20 protein-coding genes are annotated in these 24075 nt (G+C 38.9%); 16 read left to right on the forward strand and 4 right to left on the reverse strand.

Annotated elements, in window-relative coordinates; all coding sequences use genetic code 11:
* Positions 1 to 14: 14 nt before the first annotated feature.
* The 3 genes from B5D82_RS11815 to B5D82_RS11825 all read right to left on the reverse strand — a co-directional run bounded on the left by B5D82_RS11815 (position 15) and on the right by B5D82_RS11825 (position 2619).
* A complete protein-coding gene (locus tag B5D82_RS11815) occupies positions 15 to 968 on the reverse strand; it encodes an NAD(P)-dependent oxidoreductase (RefSeq protein ID WP_081151760.1) in 954 nt (317 codons plus the stop codon).
* Between the two features lie 91 nt (positions 969 to 1059).
* Positions 1060 to 2265, reverse strand: a complete 1206-nt coding sequence (locus B5D82_RS11820) for an NnrS family protein (protein WP_081151762.1) — start codon at positions 2263 to 2265, stop codon at positions 1060 to 1062.
* A 108-nt stretch (positions 2266 to 2373) separates the two neighbouring features.
* On the reverse strand, positions 2374 to 2619 hold the full coding sequence (locus tag B5D82_RS11825; protein ID WP_081151763.1) for a DUF2164 domain-containing protein: 246 nt from the start codon (positions 2617 to 2619) through the stop codon (positions 2374 to 2376).
* A gap of 242 nt (positions 2620 to 2861) precedes the next feature.
* On the opposite strand from B5D82_RS11825, the gene iscX reads away from it, so the two are divergent.
* The 12 genes from iscX (at position 2862) to B5D82_RS11885 (ending at position 16618) form a co-directional block, all read left to right on the forward strand.
* Positions 2862 to 3062, forward strand: coding sequence for a Fe-S cluster assembly protein IscX (iscX, locus tag B5D82_RS11830; protein ID WP_081151765.1), 201 nt, complete (start codon positions 2862 to 2864; stop codon positions 3060 to 3062).
* Positions 3063 to 3213: 151 nt separating this feature from the next.
* On the forward strand, positions 3214 to 4908 hold the full coding sequence (locus tag B5D82_RS11835; protein ID WP_081151766.1) for an NAD-dependent malic enzyme: 1695 nt from the start codon (positions 3214 to 3216) through the stop codon (positions 4906 to 4908).
* A gap of 257 nt (positions 4909 to 5165) precedes the next feature.
* A complete protein-coding gene (gene ndk / locus B5D82_RS11840; protein ID WP_081151768.1) occupies positions 5166 to 5597 on the forward strand; it encodes a nucleoside-diphosphate kinase in 432 nt (143 codons plus the stop codon).
* 277 nt (positions 5598 to 5874) lie between these two features.
* Positions 5875 to 7020, forward strand: a complete 1146-nt coding sequence (rlmN, locus tag B5D82_RS11845) for a dual-specificity RNA methyltransferase RlmN (protein WP_081151770.1) — start codon at positions 5875 to 5877, stop codon at positions 7018 to 7020.
* A gap of 42 nt (positions 7021 to 7062) precedes the next feature.
* Positions 7063 to 8403, forward strand: a complete 1341-nt coding sequence (gene pilW, locus B5D82_RS11850) for a type IV pilus biogenesis/stability protein PilW (protein ID WP_157673889.1) — start codon at positions 7063 to 7065, stop codon at positions 8401 to 8403.
* 12 nt (positions 8404 to 8415) lie between these two features.
* A complete protein-coding gene (locus B5D82_RS11855; protein ID WP_081151773.1) occupies positions 8416 to 9402 on the forward strand; it encodes a RodZ domain-containing protein in 987 nt (328 codons plus the stop codon).
* A 47-nt stretch (positions 9403 to 9449) separates the two neighbouring features.
* The gene (ispG, locus tag B5D82_RS11860; protein ID WP_081151774.1) at positions 9450 to 10568 is read left to right on the forward strand and encodes a flavodoxin-dependent (E)-4-hydroxy-3-methylbut-2-enyl-diphosphate synthase; all 1119 of its coding nucleotides are present in this window, start codon (positions 9450 to 9452) and stop codon (positions 10566 to 10568) included.
* 162 nt (positions 10569 to 10730) lie between these two features.
* Positions 10731 to 12005 carry a histidine--tRNA ligase gene (hisS, locus tag B5D82_RS11865; protein ID WP_081151776.1) on the forward strand — a complete coding sequence of 425 codons (1275 nt, stop codon included), beginning with the start codon at positions 10731 to 10733 and terminating at the stop codon, positions 12003 to 12005.
* 9 nt (positions 12006 to 12014) lie between these two features.
* On the forward strand, positions 12015 to 12653 hold the full coding sequence (locus tag B5D82_RS11870; RefSeq protein WP_081151777.1) for a YfgM family protein: 639 nt from the start codon (positions 12015 to 12017) through the stop codon (positions 12651 to 12653).
* A 14-nt stretch (positions 12654 to 12667) separates the two neighbouring features.
* Entirely contained in the window at positions 12668 to 13876 is a 1209-nt protein-coding gene (gene bamB / locus B5D82_RS11875) for an outer membrane protein assembly factor BamB (protein WP_081151779.1), read from the forward strand.
* 158 nt (positions 13877 to 14034) lie between these two features.
* On the forward strand, positions 14035 to 15510 hold the full coding sequence (gene der / locus B5D82_RS11880) for a ribosome biogenesis GTPase Der (protein ID WP_081151780.1): 1476 nt from the start codon (positions 14035 to 14037) through the stop codon (positions 15508 to 15510).
* Between the two features lie 424 nt (positions 15511 to 15934).
* Positions 15935 to 16618, forward strand: a complete 684-nt coding sequence (locus B5D82_RS11885; protein ID WP_081151782.1) for a flagellar brake domain-containing protein — start codon at positions 15935 to 15937, stop codon at positions 16616 to 16618.
* On the opposite strand, the gene xseA is transcribed toward B5D82_RS11885, so the two are convergent.
* Positions 16615 to 17952, reverse strand: coding sequence for an exodeoxyribonuclease VII large subunit (xseA, locus tag B5D82_RS11890; protein ID WP_081151784.1), 1338 nt, complete (start codon positions 17950 to 17952; stop codon positions 16615 to 16617). The two genes, B5D82_RS11885 and xseA, sit on opposite strands and share 4 nt — an antisense overlap.
* A 190-nt stretch (positions 17953 to 18142) precedes the next feature.
* On the opposite strand from xseA, the gene guaB reads away from it, so the two are divergent.
* The 4 genes from guaB (at position 18143) to B5D82_RS11910 (ending at position 24014) form a co-directional block, all read left to right on the forward strand.
* On the forward strand, positions 18143 to 19615 hold the full coding sequence (gene guaB, locus B5D82_RS11895) for an IMP dehydrogenase (RefSeq protein ID WP_081151786.1): 1473 nt from the start codon (positions 18143 to 18145) through the stop codon (positions 19613 to 19615).
* A 236-nt stretch (positions 19616 to 19851) separates the two neighbouring features.
* Positions 19852 to 21429, forward strand: coding sequence for a glutamine-hydrolyzing GMP synthase (gene guaA, locus B5D82_RS11900; protein ID WP_081151787.1), 1578 nt, complete (start codon positions 19852 to 19854; stop codon positions 21427 to 21429).
* Positions 21430 to 21662: 233 nt separating this feature from the next.
* On the forward strand, positions 21663 to 22016 hold the full coding sequence (locus B5D82_RS11905) for a RidA family protein (RefSeq protein WP_081151789.1): 354 nt from the start codon (positions 21663 to 21665) through the stop codon (positions 22014 to 22016).
* A gap of 33 nt (positions 22017 to 22049) precedes the next feature.
* Complete coding sequence (locus B5D82_RS11910; RefSeq protein ID WP_081151790.1) at positions 22050 to 24014, forward strand: RecQ family ATP-dependent DNA helicase; 1965 nt, start codon at positions 22050 to 22052, stop codon at positions 24012 to 24014.
* Positions 24015 to 24075 lie beyond the last annotated feature (61 nt).

The raw sequence follows: 24075 nt of genomic DNA on the forward strand, positions 1-24075 counted from the left end.
TTCGCTTAAAGATATTAATCGATGCGATTGGTGCGATTGCCTTGCTTAAATGCCGTTATATTGTTGGCGACTAAATTAAGTAAGGCTTGCTGTGCTTGTTGGCTTGCCCAGGCGATGTGCGCGGTTATTTTTAGCTTAGTTGATTGAGCGGCTAAAAGAATATGATCTTTTGGCGGTGGCTCCTGCTCTAATACATCTAAAATTGCACAAGCTAATTGGTTATTATTTAATGCATTTAATAAGTCATGGTTGTTAATTAAAGCGCCTCTGGCAGTATTAATTAATACTGCGCTACTTTTCATTGCTTTGAATATATCTGCGTTGAAAAAGCCTTCAGTATCCTCCGTTTGTGGAAAGTGTAAGCTGATGATATCGGCTTGGGCAACGACTTGTTCAAAAGCGACTCTGTCTTTACGTATGGTCAGTGCATTTGGTCTTTCGGCTATCAATACTTTCATGTCAAAAGCGCGGGCAATGGTCGCCACTTTACTACCTAATGCACCATAACCAACAATACCAATGGATTTACCGGTTAACTCATCGCTGCCCTTACCGTGCAAGCAAAATGTTTCACTTGTTTGCCATTGACCATTACGGGTGTTGTTATTGTGATTTTCGATTCGGCTGTAATAGGCTAGCAGCTGAGCAAATACATATTGGGCAACTGAGTTTTGTGCATAACCGCTAACGTTAGTTACCGCTATACCAAGTTCACGCGCTGCAACAATATCTACATTATTATAACCGGTGGCGGTTATGCATATTAATTTCAAATGCGGTAATTTCTTCAGTGTGTCGCTATCAAGAACAACCTTATTACTCAATATAATTTCAGCGTTTTCACAGCGTTTAAAAATTTCAGTTGGTGCTGTTGTCTCATGTAAATCGATTTTACTAACTACCTGATTAAGCTCAGATAAGTCAAGGGAAGGGCTAAAGGTTTGATAGTCTAAAAATACCGCGCGCATGTTGCTCACTCAGAATAAAAAATTTTGCTAAGTTTATATCACTTTTCCCTGATGAGCGACTCAATAAATACAGATAGCAAATCAATATACGTTACCCAGGGCGGCCATCAATGCGTGCTTTTAATAGCATGGGCCCGTAAAAAATAATAAAGAGGGTAAAACTCACTATCCAAAGCAAACCACTAATATCAATAAATAGCAGGGTTTTTGTTGGCATGAACCAAGGACCAAAACTACGTAATAAACTCGCTAGCACTATAGTTAAAAAAGCTAATGACATAAGTTTAGGGGCTTGTAATGTTCTGCCAGTATGGCCTAAAGACACCCGAGAGATCATCGCAAGGATAACACCTCCGATGCCACCAACTGTGAGTAAATGCCAAATATGGTTAGTTGGAATTTTAGGGATTAAATAACTCATGCCAAGCAATATTAAACCAAAGGCTAAGGCTTTGATTGCAAGGTGTAATGACCATAGTAATGGCATGCCTAAGCTGATCCATGGACGCCACCTGAACCAACGAATAGTTTGAAAAATTCCTGCAAAAATTAAAATTACACCGATATAAAAACTGTTCATACCAATAGCTGGATGTAATAAGAGGAGAATAGTAATGAGCGCGAGTGAACCATTGGTCAGTTTATCAAGCCAAGGTAGTGCTGATATTTTAGTTGTTTTTGTGCCATTAGCGGTAAACATGGGGACTACGCGGCCTGCCATAATTGAAATAAGCAATGTAATTAACATTACACCGGCATAACCCGCAGATTGTGAAGAGACTGAATTTGGGTAATAAATACTAGCGTGCATTTCTGCATTAGCGATGGTAAAAATTACCAATAAAGGTACGAAGAATAAATTACGATATTGTTTAACGGCCAGTATTGGTTTCGCCAATATAAAAGCAACAGTGGGTAAAAATGCTAGATCTATTAGGGTAGTAAACGTTGTACCCAGGAGACTAGGATACATTACGACCACTCGTCCTATTAACCACAAAACAAATAAAGTGGTAAGCGTTTTTCCTTGCACACTGGGCAATCCAGTCCATGTTTGTACCGCGGTTAAAAGAAAACCAGCAATAATCGCACAGCCAAAACCAAAAATCATTTCATGAATATGCCACCAGTAACCACCACCTAAAGGTTGAAAATTTAGCACTCCGCTGTATAGCATAAGCCATAATAGCATGGTACAAACACTAAATAAGGCACCACCGAGAAAGAAAGGACGAAAGCCAAGCCTAAATAATGGCGCTATTTTGTGTGCCTCTTTTGAGTCGGTAATTTGCATCATAGTCAAACCTTTAATGTTTACATTGAGGCGATAATAACGTGATTAAAAAATAATAACTTTGCTGTAAATCAAACAATGGGTCGTTATTATACTAATTATGCATTGTGCTTAAGATACCGGTAATTCTAATTCAACAATTTGTTCTGAAATTAATTCAATTTTTTCTGCCATAAGTGCTTGTGCGTCATACAAACCACGATTGTAATATACTGCACCTAATTCTTCCGTAAAAAAGTCGAGTAAAAAATCAGCATCAAATTGCCCAAGCTCTTGATCTAATTCTTTAATAAAATAGCTTTGTAGTTTGTCTATTAATAGGGACTTTTCGGTATTAGTAAACTTTATCGGTGACATTAATGCATTTTCCTTGTATGACTCATGATCAAATAATTTAATTAATTGGTATTATACTCTTCATATGAAAACTTATTTAAGTAATAAATTTTGAATAAATCGTCTTTTAAACAATGGTGGCAAACAGACTGCCAATTTTGTCGTAAATCACGAATGATTATTTTGTGGTTGGTGTTGATGTTAATTGCTGATAGTTTGTGGTTTGGCTTAATTATTAATTAACAAAATAAAAAGGTAATACTATGACTTATCGTTGGACAGACTCACTTGAAATAGCACTCGATCTAATCGAAGCACATCCAGATGTAGACCCGTTGAAATTGCACTTCCCTGAGTTAATGCAATGGGTACTAGCGCTAGAAAATTTTGATGATGACCCTAAGCATTGCGGTGAACGCGTACTTGAAGCTATCCAGTTAGCCTGGATTTCTGAAGCTGATTAAGATTATGCTCATACATATCTAGCGGGCAATTAAAACTCAGCGATTGTGGGTTATCTCTTTTCAAAAAGTGATATTTGGCTATACTGTGTCCATCACTATTACTGTGATGAATATTCGTCATTCACTTAAAATATAAAGAACATGCTGCACTATGACAACTGAAAAAAATCAACGTCCATTATATATTCCACACGCGGGCCCAAGTTTGCTCGAAACACCATTACTAAATAAAGGTAGCGCTTTTAGCGAGGAAGAGCGCTCTCATTTTAATTTAACAGGGTTATTGCCACCACGTTTTGAAACTATTGATGAACAAGTTGAACGTGCCTATATGCAGTATCGTAGTTTTGAAACTAATTTAAATAAGCATATTTATCTTCGCGCTATACATGACAACAATGAAACCTTGTTTTATAAGTTAGTTCAGGCACATTTAGCTGAAATGATGCCTATTATTTATACGCCTACTGTTGGCGATGCGTGTGAGCAATTTTCAGATATTTATCGGAGCTCTCGCGGCTTGTTTGTTTCCTATGATCAGCGCCACCAGCTTGATGATATTTTACGTAATGCGACAAAAAATAAAGTTAAAGTCATTGTTGTTACCGATGGCGAGCGAATTTTAGGTCTAGGTGATCAAGGTATTGGTGGTATGGGCATCCCGATTGGAAAGCTATCGCTTTATACAGCCTGTGGTGGCATTAGTCCGGCTTACACCTTACCTATGATGCTTGATGTTGGTACTAATAATGAAAAGTTATTAAAAGATCCTATGTATATGGGCTGGCGCCATCCTCGTATTGAACAAGATAAATACGACGAGTTTTTAGATATGTTTATTAACGCGGTTAAACGCCGTTGGCCAAATGTTTTATTACAGTTTGAAGATTTTGCACAACCCAATGCCACACCATTGTTAACGCGTTATCGCGATGAAATTTGTTGTTTTAATGATGATATACAAGGAACGGCTTCAGTTACCGTTGGAACATTATTAGCAGCATGTCGAACTAAAAAAGAGCAGCTATCAGCACAACGTGTCGCTTTTGTAGGTGCTGGCTCCGCCGGTTGTGGTATTGCTGAACAAATTATTTCACAAATGGTCAGTGAGGGCATTTCTGAGCAACAAGCACGTAGCCAAATATTTATGGTTGATCGCTTTGGTTTATTAACTGAAGGGATGGCCGGCTTGCGAGATTTTCAAGCGCAACTTGTACAGCAAAAGTCAGCTGTAGAACTCTGGAATACACAAGGTGATTACGCTTCTTTACTTGAGGTAATGCATGGCGCTAAGCCCACCATTTTAATTGGCGTTTCCGGTGTGCCAGGTTTATTCACTGAAGCGGTAATTAAAGCGATGAAATCTCATTGCAATACGCCGATAATATTCCCGTTGAGCAACCCAAGCCGACAAGTTGAAGCTACGCCAGAACAAGTGATTAACTGGACTGAAGGTGAAGTTATTATTGCCACAGGTAGCCCATTTGATCCTGTTGAATATAAAGGTCATGTTTTCCCAATTGCCCAATGTAATAACAGCTATGTATTTCCGGGTATTGGTTTGGGTGTAGTGGCAGCAAACATTAATCGTATTACCGATGAAATGCTAATGGCAGCAAGTGCCATGCTAGCACAAGCCTCACCTCTAGCTAATAAAGGTACTGGGGAATTGTTGCCACCATTAGTAGAAATTGCAGACTTAAGCAAAAAAATAGCTTTTGCGGTTGCTAAAGTCGCTTTCGAGCAAGGGTTAGCGTTACCACTATCAGATGAGCAACTGGTGGAAAATATAGAGGGTAATTTTTGGACACCACAATATCGTCAATATCGTAGAGTGAGTATTTAACGGTTATTAATATCTATCAAAATATAATTTGTCATATTAGTTAGATTTAAAACGCTCACATTGATGAGCGTTTTTTATTGTTATTTAAAACCAGTAAGCTGGAACTAAAAGCTTAAACTTTGTCGAGTTTCGGCTGAAATATGCCCGCCAATAACTCTCAGACTAAAATGATAACCCTAGGCATTTGCTTTTAATTCGTCTATAATCGCGCCAAAATTTATACCGTATTTTAATTCTAATTTATTGAGAGGGCTATCATGGCTATCGAACGTACTTTTTCTATCGTAAAACCAGACGCAGTTGCTAAAAACTTAATTGGTCAAATCTACAACCGTTTTGAAACTGCTGGTTTAAAAATCGTTGCTTCAAAAATGGTTCATTTATCAAAAGAAAAAGCTGAAGGTTTTTACGCTGAGCACAGCGAACGTCCTTTCTTTGGTGCTTTAGTTGAATTTATGACTTCTGGCCCTGTAATGGTGCAAGTTTTAGAAGGCGAAAACGCTGTTCTTAAAAACCGTGAAATCATGGGTGCTACTAACCCTGCTGAAGCGCTTGCGGGCACTATTCGTGCTGATCTTGCTGATTCAATTGACGAAAATGCAGCTCACGGTAGCGATGCTTTAGAATCTGCTGCACGTGAAATTGCTTATTTCTTCGCTGACGAAGAACTTTGTTCACGTACACGTTAATTTTAAATTTATATATTAGGCGGTCTAATTAAGGACTACCTCATATAGTTTAAAAATTAATTTGAAGGATTTTACTGATTAATCGGTAAAATCCTTTTGTCTATTTTAAGACCATATAAAATTGAGTGTTTTTATCAGTGTGCATACTACTGAGAACATTGACTTTTATTTAGTTTAAGTCCTTTAAAGATTTAAAATAGAGCCACTAAATTGTTTGTTTTGCACAAAAAGCGTACAATTTGTTCTGTAATTTTTGTAGTTTTGAGAAGCTTTTATCATGAGTGATGTAACCGAAGTTGTAACCCCAGTGAAGAAAAAAATTAACTTACTCAACCTAGATCATCAAGGTATGCGAGAGTATTTTGCTTCAATCGGCGAAAAGCCATTTCGTGCTGACCAAATTATGAAGTGGATGTATCATTTCGGCTACGACGATTTTGAGTTGATGACCAACTTAAATAAAAAATTACGTGAAAAATTGCAACGTGATACTGAAATTAAAGCGCCGGAGATTTCAGAAAAACAAGTATCAAGCGATGGAACTATAAAATACGCATTAAGCCTTGAAGGCGGACAGGAAATTGAAACGGTTTGGATCCCTGAAAATGGCCGGGCAACGCTTTGTGTTTCTTCTCAAGTAGGTTGTGCATTGGAATGCACTTTTTGCTCTACAGCGCAGCAAGGCTTTAACCGTAACCTTTCTATGGCAGAAATTATTGGTCAAGTATGGCGCGTAGCTAATGATATTGGTGCCACACGCATTGCTGGCACACGCCCAATAACTAATATAGTTATGATGGGCATGGGTGAGCCACTGCTTAACATGAAAAATTTGATCCCAGCATTAGATACTATGTTAAATGATTTAGGCTACGGTTTATCGAAACGTCGTGTAACGGTTAGTACCTCAGGCGTGGTACCGGCCTTAGATATGCTAAAAGAAAAAATTGACTGCGCATTGGCGATATCTATTCATGCGGGTAACAACACTTTACGTGACGAATTAGTACCGATTAACAAAAAGTATCCATTAGAAGAGTTTATTGCAGCTGCGGGTCGTTATATCGACGGTTCAAAAGCTAATAAACAGGCGACAATAGAATATGTAATGCTTGATCATGTTAACGATAGTACCGATCAAGCACATGAATTAGCGCATGCTTTGAAAGATTTACCGAGTAAAATTAATCTTATCCCATTTAATCCTTACCCAGGCTCGCCATATAAACGTTCGAGTAATTCCCGTATTGACCGCTTCGATAAAGTACTACAAAGCTATGGTCTTACAGTGATCACACGTCGTACACGTGGTGACGATATTGACGCGGCATGTGGACAATTAGCGGGTGAAGTTTTAGACAGAACGAAGCGAACAGGAAAAAAAGAGGTGAAAGCTGAGTCAATTTCAGTAAAGATGGTTTAATTGCTTTTAAATCAAAACTTACTAAGTGACAGCTCCTTAATTATGAAAAAATTATTACCGTTATTTATCGCGTTGCTAACGACAAGTACATTAACGGCTTGTGTGACGCAAAATTATGGCAATGATAAAGACACGCCGTTAATTGAAAATGAATCGAGTAAAAATGAAATAGCCATGACGCGAATATCTCTCGGGTTAGGTTATTTGAAGATGGGTAATACCCAACAAGCTAAATTGAATTTAGAAAAAGCAAAGCGTTTTTCGCCTAACTTAGTACAAGTTCATACCGCGTTTGCTCATTATTACGACACGGTTGGGGAGCCTGTTTTAGCGACGAAAGCCTATGAACATGCGTTAAGCATTAATGATCAAGATGCTGATACACTTAATAATTATGGTGTGTTTTTATGTCGACACGAAAAGTATGACGCCGCTGAAAAACAAATGTTACGGGCGATAGCTATTCCTAGCTATATTTTAGTTGCACAAAGCTACGAAAACTTAGCTTTATGTCAATTGAAAGCAAAACAGTTCGATAAAGCCCAAACATACCTTGAAAAAGCAATAGCTCATAGCCCAAACAGAGCGAGTTCTCTGCTACAAATGATGCGCTTACAATATGCAAAAAGTGATTATAAGTTAGCGCAAAGTTACCTCCACCGTTATGAAAAATCGACACGTCGATTTACTGCCGATGCCTTAGCTTTAGCTTTCAAAATATTCGATAACCAAGGTAATAAGCGTATTTCTAAAAACTATGGCAATATGCTAGTTAAAATGTTTCCAAATTCTTTTGAAGCTAAACAGTACATATTAAATGAACTTTATCAGATTGATGCGGACAAACTAGCTGAAGATTACCGCGCTTCACTTTCTGACCATAGTAGTCGAAAAAGTAAAAAACGGATTGTGGTATTATCACCTAAAACGTCATCTTCGGATGAAAACGACAGCTTAAGTCGTCATGGTTTAAAGCCTATTATGGCTAATTCTGTTATGCCGACAAACGAGCAAGAAGCGGAATCAAAAGTAAAGTCTGGAGAAATAAACCACGCAAGTAATGGTGATGAAGGTTATATACAAAAACCTGTGGCTAAAGAAGAGCCGATAAAGAAACAGGCTATTCCAACGCAAAGTGATGACATCATACTGAGCGAAAAAACGGTGACAGAAACAGCTGTTAAATCAGAAATAAATAGAACACCTATGGTGTCATTACCTATCCATGTTGTTATAAAAGGCGATAGTTTGTTTGCTATCTCTAAGCATTACAATATTGTGATGAAAAGTTTAGAGCGTTGGAATAAGTTACGCCGCCCTTATCTTTTAAAAATTGGTGATGTTCTCTATCTCGCAGATCCAAAATCAGCGACTAAACGCTAAGAGAAACGCTTGATGAAGCAAGAGCTTAATACATTGAAAAATGAACATGATGACGCTACAGAAATTGTAGAAGACTTAACAGTACAGGGTCCTGGGCATATGCTCAAAGAAGCGCGAGAAATGCGTGGATTAAGCGAGCAGCAAGTTGCTGACAAACTTAATTTTAGAACCCGCTTAGTACAAGATATTGAAATTAATAAATTTGACCGTAATTTACCTGAGGCTTTTAATCGTGGTTATCTTAAAAATTACGCCAAGTTGGTTAATATTGCAGAAGCCGATGTTCTAAACAGTTACGACCAATTAGCGGTCACACAGCGCGAATGTGCTGGCATGCAAAGCTTCTCCAAAGGCACTGCAAAACAAGCTGAACACAACATGCTAATGTGGATCACTTACCTTATTTTAGCGATATTATTTACCGCAACTGTAGTTTGGTGGCTGCAAACACCTTCTGAGCAACCAGAACCGATAGAGGTTGCTCCTACTGAGATATCAGCTTTAGAAAATAGTGCTATTGCTCAAAGTAATTTAACAGATAGCAACAGTCCAACAGATGAAAGCACCACACAAGATGGCGAGTCAATGGTTGCTGACATTAACGCTATTAATACTGAAACAAACGTAACTGTAGAAAGCACCGGTAAAACAGCAGCGCTGAAAGATGAAAATATGTCATTAAACAGTGACTCAAACAACGCTCAAGCTAGCTTACCTAATGAGAAGGTTGTTGAGCAAAGCGCATCGACCATAGCTGCTAATGTGGTATTTACTTTCTCTGGTGATTGTTGGGTTAATATTTATGATGCTACAGGTGAAAGACTTGCTTGGGGCGTAAAAAAGTCTGGCTATATTATGCGAATTTCAGGTCAAGCGCCTTTCTCGATTACTTTAGGAAAACCTGAATTAGTACAAATAGATTACAATGATGTCCCCGTTGATTTAGCTGTTTATAATGCTGGGAATATTGCCAAGTTTTCATTACCACTAGTGCCTTAATACGGTAAAATCTTGTTTAATTAACGTAACAATATTGAAGTTTTATTATGTTTAAAGAATCTCCTATTATTCGTCGAAAGTCCCGCCAGATTATGGTTGGCAATGTGCCCGTTGGTGGCGATGCACCTATTACAGTTCAGTCCATGACCAACACGCTAACCACTGATGTTGCTGCAACGGTTGCACAAATTAATGCACTTGAAGCTGTTGGTGCTGATATTGTTCGTGTAAGTGTACCGACAATGGACGCTGCTGAAGCCTTTCGTGAAATAAAGCTACAAACTAATATTCCGTTAGTTGCTGATATTCATTTTGATTATCGTATTGCCTTAAAAGTAGCGGAATATGGTGTTGACTGTTTACGCATCAACCCAGGTAATATTGGCCGTGAAGACAGGGTTCGTTCTGTTGTTGAGTGCGCTCGTGATAATAACATCCCTATTAGAATTGGCGTTAACGGTGGCTCGTTAGAGAAAGACATTCAAGAAAGATATACCGAACCAACACCAGAAGCACTGTTAGAATCAGCCATGCGCCATGTGGATATTCTTGATCGCTTAAACTTTGATCAGTTTAAAGTTAGCGTAAAAGCCTCGGACGTTTTTCTTGCCGTTGGTGCTTATCGCTTATTAGCGAAACAAATAGATAACCCTTTGCATTTAGGCATCACAGAAGCGGGTGGTTTACGCTCAGGCTCAGTTAAATCATCAGTAGGGCTTGGTTTATTGCTTGCTGAAGGCATTGGCGATACCTTGAGAGTGTCATTAGCCGCTGATCCTATTGAAGAAATTAAAGTTGGTTTTGATATTTTAAAATCACTTAAGCTGCGCAGTCGCGGCATAAACTTTATTGCTTGCCCGAGTTGTTCACGTCAAGAGTTCGATGTTATCTCAACAGTAAATGCCTTAGAACAACGTGTTGAAGACATTATGACGCCGATGGATGTTTCAATTATTGGCTGTATTGTTAATGGACCAGGTGAGGCACTAATCTCTGATTTAGGTTTAACCGGCAGCAGTAAAAAGAGTGGCTATTACCTTGATGGTATTCGTCAAAAAGAGCGCTTTGATAACAATAATCTCGTTGACCAACTTGAACAACGAATTCGCGCAAAAGCTAAAATGCTTGATGCAAGTTATAAAATTGCGATACAAGAGATCGATTAATAAGGCTTAATTCATTACGCTATCGCACTGTTATTTACGTTTGATAGCAAACTGCCTATACTATGCGCGCGGTAAAATATGTTTGCGCGCCCGATAAAATTATTCTTTGTATAAGCAATGAATAGATAATTGAATAGATAAACACTAGCGAGAAAATGATACGTGAGTAAAGCACTACAAGCAATTAGAGGTATGAACGACTGTTTACCTAATGAAACAGGTATATGGCAAATGGTAGAAGCGGTATTGCGCCGAGTTGCCAGTAATTACGGCTTTGCTGAAATACGTATGCCGATTGTCGAGTCAACGGCTCTATTTAAACGCTCTATAGGCGAAGTTACTGATATTGTTGAAAAGGAAATGTATACCTTTGAAGATCGCAATGGTGATAGCTTAACATTACGACCAGAAGGTACTGCCAGTTGTGTACGTGCTGGTAATCAACATGGATTACTGTATAACCAAGAGCAGCGCTTATGGTATATGGGGCCAATGTTTCGTCATGAACGTCCACAAAAAGGTCGTTACCGTCAATTTCACCAGTTTGGCTTAGAGGCCTTTGGTATAGCAACACCAGATATTGACGCTGAAATCATTATGTTAACTTCTCGACTTTGGCGGGAACTTGGTATTAATGAATTTGTCACACTAGAACTAAATTCATTGGGTTCGAACGAAGAGCGTGCAAAATATCGAGATGCGCTCGTGATATTTTTAACGGAAAAAGAACATCTGTTAGATGAAGATAGTAAGCGCCGTATGCACACCAACCCATTGCGTGTGTTGGACAGTAAAAACCCAGATGTTCAAGCAGCATTGGTTGGCGCACCTAAATTAGCGGATTACTTTGGTGAAGAGTCTAGTGAACATTTTACCTCAGTTTGTCAGCGCTTAGATGCTGCTGGTATAAAGTATGTGGTTAACGATCGTTTAGTCCGCGGCTTAGATTATTATAATCGCACAGTTTTTGAATGGGTGACTTCTAGCTTAGGTGCCCAAGGTACTATTTGTGCTGGTGGCCGATATGATGGCTTAGTTGAACAACTTGGTGGCAAATCAACACCAGGATTTGGCTTCGCTTTAGGCATTGAACGTTTAGTGTTAATGCTGACCAGTTTAGAAAAAGCTAATAATATTAGAGCTCAAGTAGATGCTTACGTTATTATGCTGGGAAATGATGTTGAAATCACCGCTAACGGCCTAGCAGAACAATGGCGAGATCAGGTGCCAGATATTCGGTTACAATGTCACTGCGGTGGCGGCAATATGAAAAAACAAATGAAGCGTGCGGATAAATCGGGTGCCCAAATAGCATTGATTCTTGGTGAAGATGAAATAGCTCAAAAAACGGTAACCGTAAAATATTTGCGTGGACAACAAGAACAACAAAGTATTCCACTTGAGCAAGTGCCAAGTCTTTTAACAAATTTACTTTAAGGGTTAGTTTTGGATATACATCAAACAGAAGAACAACAAGTCGAAGCAATCAAAAGTTTTTGGAGTAACAATGGTAATGCAATTATTGCAGGTTTAGCCATTGGTTTTTCAGGGTTTATTGGCCTTAATTATTATAACGACCATAAATTACAACAAGAGTTAAATACTTCTGAAGCCTATCAAACGATGATTGAAGCTGCGACTGAAGATAGCGCTGCTTTTGAAGCCGCAGGTAAAGCTTTTATTGCTGAGAATGAGGCATCTAGTTATACCATGTTAACGGCTATTGCTTTAGCTAAAGAAGCTGCCGAAAAACAAGACTGGCAGCAAGCTCAAACGTATTTAAGCACTGCAATTGAAAAATCAGTTGATGACGGTATTAAAGCAATTGCTACTGTGCGCTTAGCTCGAGTGCAGTTACAATTAGAGGAATATGAAGCAGCGCTAGCGACATTAACGCCAAAATTACCCGCGTCATTTGACGCTAGCGTTGAAGAAATTAGAGGTGATATCTACTTTAAACAAGGTAAAACAGAGTTAGCGCGTAATGCTTATCAAGCGGCAATTGATGATGCCACTGATGGAACTAACCCTGCTTTACAAATGAAATTAGATAACTTAGCGCAAGTCATTAACTTAAACAAATAGAGAGTGGTGTAAGCATGTTTACCAGTAAACGCTTTAACAAAAGCCTACTTGCTATCTGTTTTTTAGCGATAGGGATTTCTGCGTGTTCATCTACAGATGATGAAGACGAAGATCTAAAGGTCGCCGAATTAACCGAAATCGAAGCATTGTTTGAGCCCGTTGTAAAATGGGATGCAAGTGTAGGTGATGGTGTCGGACGTTACTTCTCTCGCATTCAACCTGTTGTTGCATATGGAAAAGTTTTTAGTGCAAGTCGTGAAGGTGAAGCCTTTGCATTCGATGAAAATACCGGTGAAAAAGTTTGGCATGCAGACTTAAGTGACATAGAAAATAAACGTGGATTTTTCGACGATAAAGTACCAGCTTTAATTAGTGGTGGTGTTGTTGCTGGTATTAATAAAGTTTTTTTCGGTAGCGAGAATGGTGATGTTTTTGCCCTTGAAGCTGACAGCGGTAAATTGTCATGGCGAGGTAAAGTTAAAGGTGAAGTGATTGCTGCACCCGCGCTTGACTCTGGAAAGCTAGTGGTTAACACCGCTTCTGGTGTGATGAAGGCATTTAATGCTTCAAATGGACAGGACGACTGGCAAGTTGAACAAGACGTTCCACCACTGACTTTACGAGGCATTAGTGCACCCGTAATTGCCGGTGGCGGTGTTATTGTTGGTTCGGCTGACGGTTCATTATCTGTTTATTTGCTTGAACAAGGTCGTCAAGGCTGGACTGTAGATATCGGTGAAGCGGCAGGTTCGACAGAACTAGAACGTGTTATCGATGTTGATTCAACTCCCTTAGTTTATGGCGATAATATTTATACAGTGTCTTCGCGCGGTAACTTAAGTGCGGTTGAATTACGTTCAGGACGGGTATTATGGCAGCGCCAATATTCTTCTTATCGTGAAATATCGATCAGTGGTAATAGCTTGTTTTTAACTGATGTTAAAGGACATGTATATGCGATAGATCGCAATAATGGTTTAGAGCTATGGAGCCAATTATCTTTTAGTAACCGAGGTTTAACAGGACCTGTTCCTTTTGGAAGTTATGTAGTTGTCGGTGATTTTGAAGGTTACTTACATTGGTTAGATCAAGCTACAGGCGAAATAGTCGCTCGTCATCATGTTGACAGTAGCGGTATTCATTCAACGCCAACAGTTGAAAATAACGTTTTATACAGTCAAGCACGTAATGGCGACTTAGAAGCTATTACTATTACAAAATAAAGTATTCAACTGGCTGATTAATAAATATTGGTTAGTTGAATATTTAGACTAAAATTATAAACGGCTCCAGTGCAAAAATGTGCTGGAGCCGTTGTTTATTAATAAAACTGATATAATTTTAACGTTATATTGAGTTTAAAGAGAAATTTGAGGTGAACATGCTTCCTGTAGTAGCACTTGTTGGACGACCTAATGTCGGCAAATCAACATTATTTAATAGACTAACGCGCAGTCGAGACGCTTTAGTTGCAGACTATCCAGGGTTAACTCGTGATCGCCAATACGGTAAAGCGGAAGTTGAAGAACATCCTTTTATTGTTATTGATACTGGTGGTATTGAAGGCAACGAGAAAGGTATAGATGCACTCATGGCAGAGCAATCATTGATCGCGATTGATGAAGCAGATGCTGTGTTATTTATGGTCGATGCAAGAGCGGGCTTAACCTCGGCTGACCAAGGTATTGCGAGCCATTTACGTAAGCAAGATAAAAAAGTCTTCTTAGTAGCCAATAAAGTAGACGGTATAGATGCCGACTCTGCCGTTGCTGACTTTTATTCGCTTGGTTTAGGTGATGCAGTTCACCAAATTGCGGCAGCACATGGTCGTGGGGTTACACAACTATTAACCTTAGCGCTAACGCCTCATATTGAAGAACTGGGTAGGCCAAAAGCTCAAGAAAATGATGAATTTGACGGTGATTATGACGAAAATATCGATCATGAAGCACTCGATCAAAAAAATATTGATGAAGCACCCGAAGAAACAGACACCATAAAGTTAGCGATTATTGGTAAGCCTAACGTTGGTAAATCAACGTTAACTAATCGTATTTTAGGTGAAGACAGAGTTGTGGTATTTGATATGCCAGGGACAACACGTGATAGCGTATATATCCCAATGGAGCATAATGGCCGTCCTTATACCTTAATTGATACTGCAGGTATTCGTCGCCGCAAGAATGTTACTGATATTGTAGAAAAGTTTTCTGTTATTAAAACTTTACGTGCGATTGAAGATGCGAACGTTTGTTTGTTGATTATTGATGCTCAAGAGGGCATAAGTGACCAAGATTTAAGTCTACTTGGCTTTATTCTTGAAGCGGGTCGCTCTTTAGTTTTAGCGGTCAACAAATGGGATGGTTTAGATGATCATGTTAAAGAGCGTATAAAATCTGAATTAGATCGTCGTTTAGGTTTCATTGATTTTGCGCGTGTTCATTTTATATCGGCATTACACGGAACAGGTGTTGGTCATTTATACGAATCTGTTGAAGAAGCTTTTGTTTCAGCAACTAAACGCATCTCTACTTCAATGGTTACTAAGATTCTAGATATGGCAGTGTTTGATCATCAGCCACCTATGCATCATGGTCGTCGAATTAAGCTAAAATATGCTCATGCGGGTGGTTATAACCCACCAATTATCGTTATTCATGGTAATTTGGCGAAAAATTTACCGCTTTCTTATAAACGTTATTTAATGAATTACTATCGTAAATCATTAAAAATTATGGGTACGCCAATTAGAATTGAATTTAGAGAAACCTCTAATCCGTTTGCGGGTAAGAAAAAACTTACCTATACCGAGCAAAAGAAAATGGCACGTGCAACACAAGGTTATAAGAAAGATTAAGTGGTTAATGTGTCATTGGTAGTACAGATATAAAATGGAAAAAGCTGATTATTATATCAGCTTTTTTTTATGAAAAATTTAACCATGACCAATTTCATTATGCACTGGTCTACTTTACTCTCAGCTAAAATTAACCAATATACGGTAAATAATGAGTTGTTCATGATAATAGGCTCCTGCATTGTCTAATAAGCTGTATCGATGTGAGAATGATTAAATAAATAATACCGTAGTGTTTTATTTTAACCCGTAAAATGATCCGATAATGAGTGAGATTAGTATAATTGAGCACGGAATTATATTAGTGATAAATGATATTGCTTTCACAGTAATATTCCGCTAATGTTAAAATCGCTAAGCAGCTTATTTAAAAGTATTATTTTGTTTTTTTTCGTTTCATTTATGTTAAACCTTTTGGAAATTTATGTCTGATAATGCTACAAAAATGGATACGGTAGGGCGGTTAAATAACAATTTGGCTTTGTTGCACCCTGGCTCTGTAGTGACATTAGATATGTCGACCCCCGCGGGTCAGCGCGGTAAATTCCGATCAACTTTCATTGGCTATTTGAAAAAAAACTACGTCTTAGTACAATATCCCGACAGCACAAAAATGGGCAGCTTTGCAAAATACATAGCGCCAGGCATGGGCGTTACAGTACGGGGATTAATTGAAGGTCATGAAGGCGCTGTAGTCGCGTTTGTCTCCAATGTTAAGCAATCAATTCAAATACCATCACGAATTTTAGTACTTGAATTTCCTAGAGAAGTTAGTTTACAAAATTTACGTGCTTCAATGCGTATTGAAACGCATATTAAAGCTAAAACTAAGATAAAAGATGAATACTGGTCTTCAGTTATATCTGATATTTCTGTCTCAGGCTGCAAACTAATGATTAATAACGGTGAAAAACTGACCCTAACGGATGATAAGCCAGTTGAAATCATCATTGAAGACTTTCAAAGTTTAAAAAACCTTAAGTTAGAAGCTGATATTTGTAACAGTAAAATCCAAGCGGGTGGCGTGATGCTTGGTGTTAAATTTAGTGACACATGTAAAGCTGAAGTAACTAAACTTCTACAGGAAGCGGTTATTTTACCGAGCTAATTTACTTGTACTGCTATAACTTTAGCGTCGATAACGCCATCTGAAACTTCCACTTTAATATTAGTGTCTATATTAATATCATTAATACTTTTAATCATTTTCCCCTCAACATCACGGGTGATGCTGTAACCGCGAGCAATCGTGGCTAATGGGCTAACCATATGAAGCTGTTCGCATTGATGAGCAAAACTCTCTTGTTTAGCTATTAATAAACGCTGTTGGGCGCTAATAAGCTTCGCCTTGAGAGTGGTCGATTGCTTTAGATTTTGCTTTATTTGATTAGATGGTGAGGCGTTGAGTAAACGTTGCTTAAGATATTTAGGTTTATGTTTAAGTTGGTCTAACTCCCTGATAATAAGCCCATGTAAACGCATGCTCAATTCATCAGACTTTTGCTGTTTGTTTTGTAATTGTTGTTCAGGATGTACTTGGCTTAACCTATGATTCAAACTGCTTAATGTGTGAGTCGATCGTTTTAATTGTTGCTTAAGCGCCAAGTGCGCACGATTAAGTAGCTCTAGAACTTTATTGATACGTTCATCTACATCAGCAGAAACTATTTCTGCGGCCGCAGATGGCGTAGGGGCTCTTAAGTCGGCAACATAGTCAGATAACGTTGTATCAATCTCATGCCCAACGGCACTGATGGTGGGCAAAGTTGATTGGAAAATAGCACGCGCAACTATCTCTTCGTTAAAGGCCCATAAATCTTCCAGTGAGCCGCCGCCACGACCTATTAATAATACGTCAACTTCATTACGCTGATTTGCCAAGGCTATTGCATGGGCAATATCATATTTAGCTTGCTCACCTTGTACTAATACTGGGTAAATAATGACTTTTAATAAAGGGTTTCTTCGGTTTAATACCGTAATGATGTCTTTTACTGCTGCGCCAGTTGGAGAAGTAATAATACCCACCGTTTGAATGAATTTAGGTATGGCTTGCTTGTAATGAAGTTCAAATAAGCCTTCGTTATGCAGTTTGTCTTTTAATTCTTGGTATTGTTGTCGTAATAACCCTTCACCCGCTGATTCCATTTGTTCGATAATCAGTTGGAAATCGCCTCTGGGTTCATATAATGAAACCTTTGCTCTTACCAATACTTGTTGGCCATTTTGTGGTTTTATTCTTACCCTACGATTATTACCTTTAAACATGGCACAGCGAACTTGTGATTTTTGATCTTTTAAGGATAAATACCAGTGTCCGGAACTCGCGGCAATAAAATTCGATATTTCTCCACATAACCAGACCGTATTTAACTCACTTTCTAAGATAAAACGTACTTTTTTAGTGAGTTCACTTACTTGTAGAATATGCTGTTGAGCCATAAATGCTTTACTTTTTCTGTTGTTAAAAGGTAATAAAGGGGTAATTGCCCAGTATTATATATTTGTTTAGACAATCATCGGCAGTTTATTTTCGTTTAATTGCAATTTTAAGTTTACCTTAGCAGGGAAAGCGGTTAAAATTCTGCCGCAATATTTCCTCCCTAACCACTCATTTTAGAGAGATGTTGCGATGCTAAGAATTGCCCAAGAAGCGTTAACTTTTGACGATGTTTTACTTGTACCTGCTCATTCAACGGTACTGCCCCATACTGCCGATTTAAAAACTAAATTAACTCGAAAGATCAATTTAAATGTTCCTATGATATCTGCGTCGATGGACACAGTGACTGAAGCGCGTTTAGCCATTACCTTAGCACAAGAAGGTGGCATAGGTTTTATTCATAAAAATATGACCATTGCTGAACAGGCCAAAAATGTTTCTCAAGTAAAGAAATTTGAAAGTGGTATTGTTTCAGATCCAGTAACCGTTAATCCCAGTGCAAGTATTTTAGATACTATGCGTTTAGCGGATGAACTTGGTTTTTCTGGTTTCCCTGTTGTTGATGAAAAAAATAAGTTGGTCGGTATTATTACCGGTCGTGACTTACGTTTTGAAACTGATTTAACAAAACCTGTTTCTGCATTGATGACCAAAAAAGACAAATTAGTCACCGTTAAAGAAGGTGCTTCACGTGAAGAGATTTTATGTTTGATGCATGAACACCGCATCGAAAAAATCTTGATGGTTGATGATGCATTCACGCTTAAAGGTTTGATCACAGTTAAAGATTACCAAAAAGCGGAAAGCAAACCTAACGCCTGTAAAGACGAGTTAGGCCGATTACGTGTTGGCGCTGCAGTTGGTGTTGGTGCGGGTACAGATGAACGTATCGACGCACTAGTTGCTGCAGGTGTTGATGTATTATTAATTGATACTTCTCACGGTCATTCACAAGGTGTACTTGACCGTGTTGCCGAAACGCGTACTAGGTACCCTGATTTACAAATTATAGCGGGTAATGTCGCTACTGGAGCAGGTGCTAAAGCATTAGCTGATGTAGGTGTTGATGCAGTAAAGGTTGGTATAGGCCCAGGCTCTATTTGTACTACCCGCATCGTTACTGGCGTAGGTGTACCGCAATTAACGGCTATTTCTAATGCTGTCGAGGCTTTAAAAGGCACAGGTATTCCTGTTATTGCTGATGGTGGTATTCGTTTTTCTGGTGATATAGCTAAGGCATTAGTTGCCGGTGCGCATTGTGTCATGGTTGGTAGCATGTTGGCCGGTACTGAAGAAGCGCCAGGTGAAGTCGAGCTTTATCAAGGTCGCTATTACAAATCATATCGTGGCATGGGTTCATTAGGTGCAATGAGCCAGAAAGAAGGCTCAAGTGACCGTTACTTCCAAAAATCAGATGGCGAAGCCGACAAATTAGTGCCAGAAGGTATTGAAGGTCGTGTCGCTTATAAAGGTCCTGTTGCTGCTATTATTCATCAGCAAATGGGCGGGTTACGTTCATCAATGGGCTTAACGGGTTCAGCAACGATTGAAATCATGCGTACTAAACCTGAATTTATGAAGATCACTTCTGCAGGTATGGGTGAGTCACATGTTCATGATGTAGCCATCACTAAAGAAGCGCCTAACTATCGTATGGGCTAGTAGAATACCTTATTACTTTGCTATTTAACGTAATATCGGCATTAGAAGTGCTTATTGACTATCGTCAACTCTGCGCTGTTTCATTGCTCTAACGTTAACTAGCGTTGAAATAAAACATTCTTGGGCTTTTGTAACGTGTAGAACAATTAAAAATTCAAACACCCTGTACTGGTTTTAAGTTCAGGGTGTTGTTACTTATAAACAATACCTTTGTTGGTAAAAAGTAGGAAAACAACATGAGTAAAGACATTCATGATCACCGCATACTAATATTAGATTTCGGTTCGCAATATACACAACTTATCGCGCGTCGTGTTCGAGAAATTGGCGTATATTGTGAGTTATGGGCTTGGGATGTTACTCAAGAACAAATTGAAGGTTTTAACCCAACCGGTATTATATTAGCGGGCGGACCTGAGTCTGTCACTGAACATAATTCGCCTCGTGCACCTGAGTACGTGTTTAATGCTGGTGTACCTGTATTTGGTATTTGTTACGGTATGCAAACCATGGCCGAGCAATTAGGTGGTGGTGTTGAAGGTTCAGAGCATAAAGAATTTGGTTATGCCGCGGTTGAAGTTATTGCCAAGTCAGCACTCTTTAATGCTATTGAAGACAATGTTAGCCAAAACGGCAATGCTTTATTAGATGTTTGGATGAGCCACGGCGATAAAGTATCAGCTATTCCTGAAGGTTTTGTTACCGTTGCACAAACCCCTAGCTGTAAATATGCGGCTATGGCGAATGAAGAAAAGCAATTTTACGGTGTGCAATTTCACCCAGAAGTTACGCATACTAAGCAAGGCTTACGCATTCTTGAGCATTTTGTTGTTGATATTTGTCAATGTGAAAAGCTTTGGACGCCAGCGTCAATTATTGAAGACGCAATCGAGAAAATGAAAGAGCAAGTCGGTGATGACGAAGTTGTGCTTGGCTTATCTGGTGGCGTAGACTCATCGGTTGTAGCCATGCTTTTACATCGTGCGATTGGTGATAAGTTAACGTGTGTATTTGTTGATAACGGCCTGTTGCGTTTAAACGAAGGACAGCAAGTAATGGATATGTTCGGTGACCATTTTGGTCTGAACATCATTCATGTTAATGCTGAAAACCGTTTCTTAGATCGTTTAGCGTCTGAGAGCGAGCCAGAAGCGAAACGTAAAATTATTGGCAATGTTTTTGTTGAAATTTTTGACGAAGAAGCGAATAAACTTAAGAATGCTAAATGGTTAGCGCAAGGTACTATCTACCCTGATGTAATTGAATCTGCGGCGTCAGCTACCGGTAAAGCGCATGTGATCAAGTCTCATCATAATGTTGGTGGCTTACCTGAACATATGAAGCTTGGTTTAGTCGAGCCATTACGTGAATTATTCAAAGATGAAGTACGTAAAATTGGTCTTGAATTAGGCTTACCTTACGATATGTTATATCGTCACCCATTCCCAGGACCGGGTTTAGGTGTCAGAATTTTAGGTGAAGTGAAAAAAGAATATGCTGACTTATTACGTCGTGCTGATCATATTTTCATTGAAGAATTACACAAACATGATTTATACAAGAAAGTCAGCCAGGCATTCACGGTATTTTTACCTGTACGCTCTGTGGGTGTAATGGGCGATGCGCGTAAATATGATTGGGTTGTAAGTCTTCGCTGTGTTGAAACTATCGACTTTATGACGGCCCGTTGGTCACATTTACCTTACGATTTCTTAGGCTTAGTATCGAACCGTATTATTAACGAAATTGATGGTATTTCTCGCGTCGTTTACGATATATCGGGTAAACCACCTGCGACGATCGAATGGGAGTAACTTTGACTTAAACTGGTTATAACATTCAACTTCTGCGTTGGCCGTACTCACCTAGTAAACTAGGCTCCGTGCGACCGTCTTGAATTTGAATGTTCATCCTGCGTTTAAGAGCTAAGTTAAGTAGAAGTTGAATGTTTATCTGTAGTTGTGAACAAGTAATTTCTAAATGAAAATCATAAACCCTGAGGCTTCAACCTTGGGGTTTTCTATTTAAAACTATCAAGGAAGTCATGATGAATATCGAAAGAATAGAAACTAAACCTCGTATGAGCCGTATTGTGAAACACAACGGTACTATCTATTTGTGTGGACAGGTTTGTGCCGATGCTACTCAAGATATTACCGAGCAAACGCAAACCATGTTAGATAAGGTTGAAACCTTATTAATAGCGGCCGGTAGTTCAAAGCAACATATGCTATCTGCAACCATATATTTAAAAACTATGGCTGATTTTGCCCAAATGAATGCCGTATGGGATGCTTGGGTTCCTGATGGTTACGCACCCGCGCGTGCTTGTGTCGAGGCGGCAATGGCAAGAGATGTGCTTTTAGTTGAAATAAGTGTGGTTGCTGCTGCAATACAGTAAGCTAGTGATAGATTTAAATTAAATAGGCTCGATATGTCGACGTTACAGCAATCATTAAAAACTACCTTTGGCTTTGACGACTTTAGAATCGGGCAAGAGCAAACCATTACGCAATTACTTAATGGCGATTCTTCATTAGCTATTTTCCCTACCGGTGCAGGTAAATCATTGTGTTATCAATTAGCCGCAATTAACTTACCGCATTTAACCTTGGTGGTTTCACCTCTTCTGGCCTTAATGAAAGATCAGTTAGCATTTTTACACACTAAAGGTATATCAGCAGCAAGTATTGATTCAACTTTAACATTTGAAGAAAGTCAGCAAATTACGCGTGATGTGCGCTCGGGGAAAATAAAAATTTTGATGGTGTCGGTTGAGCGTTTTAAAAATGAGCGCTTCCGTCAGTTTATTGAATCAATCGCTATTTCTATGTTAGTGGTAGACGAAGCCCATTGTATTTCAGAGTGGGGGCACAACTTTCGACCTGATTACTTAAAGTTACCGCGTTATCGACAAGAACTTAATATCCCTTTGGTGCTTTTGCTGACCGCGACTGCCACTAAGCAAGTTAAGCTCGATATGGCGCGTAAGTTTGCTATATCGCAAGAGCATATCGTGCAAACGGGTTTTTACCGCAGTAACTTAGATTTATCTGTCTTGCCGGTCGCGGAAGTCGCAAAAAATCAAACGCTAGTAGATTTAATTCGACATCAAAATGGTTGCGGTATTATTTATGTTACCTTGCAACAAAGTGCTGAAAAAGTAGCAGACTTTTTGCAACAACAAGGCATATCTGCAAAGGCTTATCATGCCGGTTTTAAAGATGAGGTTCGTAAGCAAATTCAGCAAGATTTTATGCAAGGTAAAATCCCAATAATTGTCGCGACTATCGCTTTTGGTATGGGAATAGATAAATCTGACATTCGCTTTGTTATACATTACGACTTACCAAAATCAATTGAAAATTACAGTCAAGAAATTGGTCGTTCAGGCCGAGATAAAGGCAATGCCAACTGCTTTACTTTAGCTAACCTTGATGGCATTCACACGGTAGAAAACTTTGTTTATGCCGATACTCCTGAGCGCTCAAGTATCGAGTATGTTTTGCAAAATATACGTAGTGAGGTGCAAAATGGCCAATGGGAATTACAAGTACTGAGTTTGTCAAATGCTAGTAATATTAAGCAACTACCGCTGAAAACCTTACTGGTTCAGTTAGAGTTACTGGGTGTTATTGACGCTAAGTTTAGTTATTTTGCTGATTTCAAATTTAAATTTGTTACCCCAAAAGAGCAAATTATAAATTTATTTAATGCTGATAGAAATGAATTTTTAGCACAAGTTTTTAGTTGTGCAAAAATGAAAAAAATCTGGGGGGAACCTGATTTTGAGCTAATGCATTCGCGCTTTAACGCACCAAGAAAAAGGATTGTTTCTGCCTTAGAATACTTAGCAGATCAGCAACATATTGTGTTGGAAACTAAAAAGGCCACTGAAGTCTTTAGTGTCAACATAGCAGCGTTAAACAATAGTGAATTAGTCGACACGCTTGCTCATTACTTTCTTGAAAAAGAGCAAGCCGAGATAGAACGTATAAGCAAGCTAGTGGCATTCTTTCAAAGTGATCGCTGTTTAACTCAACAGCTTGCTCATTACTTTGATGATCAAAGAGCGCCGATAAACTGTGGGCATTGTTCGGTTTGCCGAGGGCAGGTAGCAATACTACCTTATTCGAGTAAACATCAAGCCGTGAGTTCAGAAACCACTGCGCTTGCTATTTTGCAGCTACAACAGCACTTTTCTGGGTTAAAATCTACTACTGAACACCCTGCTGATAGGTTATCTATTGACACTATTTGTCGATTTTTATCGGGTATGAGTGTGCCACTCTTTACTCGTGCTAAAGTGCGACAGCTAAGTTACTTTGGCGTTTGTCAGTATATGCGCTATGCGGAAATTAAAGCACAAGTCGCCAATTGCTTAAAAGTAAACCACTAGATCAAAAAAGGCACTTTATCAGTGCCTTTCGTTTTTAATAATCTTGTGTCTAGTTTATAAA

It is taken from the genome of Cognaticolwellia beringensis (assembly GCF_002076895.1).
GTDB classification, from domain to species: Bacteria; Pseudomonadota; Gammaproteobacteria; order Enterobacterales; family Alteromonadaceae; genus Cognaticolwellia; species Cognaticolwellia beringensis.

Bases quoted from the DNA above. Each gene is read 5' to 3' on its own strand.
- B5D82_RS11815 (WP_081151760.1), bottom strand. From the start codon at position 968: ATGCGCGCGGTATTTTTAGACTATCAAACCTTTAGCCCTTCCCTTGAC.
- B5D82_RS11820 (WP_081151762.1), bottom strand. From the start codon at position 2,265: ATGATGCAAATTACCGACTCAAAAGAGGCACACAAAATAGCGCCATTA.
- B5D82_RS11825 (WP_081151763.1), bottom strand. From the start codon at position 2,619: ATGTCACCGATAAAGTTTACTAATACCGAAAAGTCCCTATTAATAGAC.
- iscX (WP_081151765.1), top strand. From the start codon at position 2,862: ATGACTTATCGTTGGACAGACTCACTTGAAATAGCACTCGATCTAATC.
- B5D82_RS11835 (WP_081151766.1), top strand. From the start codon at position 3,214: ATGACAACTGAAAAAAATCAACGTCCATTATATATTCCACACGCGGGC.
- ndk (WP_081151768.1), top strand. From the start codon at position 5,166: ATGGCTATCGAACGTACTTTTTCTATCGTAAAACCAGACGCAGTTGCT.
- rlmN (WP_081151770.1), top strand. From the start codon at position 5,875: ATGAGTGATGTAACCGAAGTTGTAACCCCAGTGAAGAAAAAAATTAAC.
- pilW (WP_157673889.1), top strand. From the start codon at position 7,063: ATGAAAAAATTATTACCGTTATTTATCGCGTTGCTAACGACAAGTACA.
- B5D82_RS11855 (WP_081151773.1), top strand. From the start codon at position 8,416: ATGAAGCAAGAGCTTAATACATTGAAAAATGAACATGATGACGCTACA.
- ispG (WP_081151774.1), top strand. From the start codon at position 9,450: ATGTTTAAAGAATCTCCTATTATTCGTCGAAAGTCCCGCCAGATTATG.
- bamB (WP_081151779.1), top strand. From the start codon at position 12,668: ATGTTTACCAGTAAACGCTTTAACAAAAGCCTACTTGCTATCTGTTTT.
- der (WP_081151780.1), top strand. From the start codon at position 14,035: ATGCTTCCTGTAGTAGCACTTGTTGGACGACCTAATGTCGGCAAATCA.
- B5D82_RS11885 (WP_081151782.1), top strand. From the start codon at position 15,935: ATGTCTGATAATGCTACAAAAATGGATACGGTAGGGCGGTTAAATAAC.
- xseA (WP_081151784.1), bottom strand. From the start codon at position 17,952: ATGGCTCAACAGCATATTCTACAAGTAAGTGAACTCACTAAAAAAGTA.
- guaB (WP_081151786.1), top strand. From the start codon at position 18,143: ATGCTAAGAATTGCCCAAGAAGCGTTAACTTTTGACGATGTTTTACTT.
- guaA (WP_081151787.1), top strand. From the start codon at position 19,852: ATGAGTAAAGACATTCATGATCACCGCATACTAATATTAGATTTCGGT.
- B5D82_RS11905 (WP_081151789.1), top strand. From the start codon at position 21,663: ATGAATATCGAAAGAATAGAAACTAAACCTCGTATGAGCCGTATTGTG.
- B5D82_RS11910 (WP_081151790.1), top strand. From the start codon at position 22,050: ATGTCGACGTTACAGCAATCATTAAAAACTACCTTTGGCTTTGACGAC.